Here is a 704-nt window from a genome sequence, read left to right on the forward strand (position 1 = left end):
GACGTCCACGCTGGCGCACAAGTTCAAGAGATCCGGGCGCGGTTCCGAGGGAACCAGGAGGATCAGACGTGGGACCGGCTCAATGAAACGTCGATAGTCGAGGAGTTGGCCAATTCCCATACGTATTGCCTCGCACGCGAAAGTCCCCTTCGCCTCTACCAGCTCGCCCGATGTTTCATCGTAGAGATCCGTAAAGAGGGGACCCAGCTCATTTAGCGGAAGAATCTGCTTCCGACAAACGTCATGGCCAAAAGACCGCAAATATGCGGCGTAATCGCGAACGAGATTCGCTTCCCGCCGGACAGCAGTGGTGGGCTTCTCCGGACCGATCGCAGCGTACTGGTCGACGCTGGATTCCTCTATCGGCACAGAGACAACGCGGCTGGTAGTGGCAGTGCTCGCCGGGATCATGGCATCAACGATGTGCACCGATCCATGCGGGCGGAGCCGAAATATAATGACCGACCGAATCGGACCGCCTCGCGTTCCTGGCGCCCGGCTCGTGTACCACGGAAAGTCAGCATCGAGCTCGAATTCGCCGACATATTGAACACCGCTGTCCACAACATGGAAGAGACGAAGTGCGCGATCCTTCGTCCGATGATTTAGCACAGCAAGGTTACTTCCCCCATTTTCTGATCACCGGCCTGCCCCTCTCCGGTGTAGTGGAAGCATCCGTCGTCACCCAGGGCCGCGCGAAGGTC

At 58.4% G+C, this 704-nt stretch carries 1 pseudogene; it reads right to left on the reverse strand.

What is annotated here, in order from left to right:
• A pseudogene (locus G6R25_RS25730) lies at positions 1–429 on the reverse strand (hypothetical protein); the annotation flags it as partial.
• Positions 430–704: the final 275 nt, after the last annotated feature.

The organism is Candidatus Frankia alpina (assembly GCF_902806485.1).
Taxonomy (GTDB): Bacteria; Actinomycetota; Actinomycetes; order Frankiales; family Frankiaceae; genus Frankia; species Frankia alpina.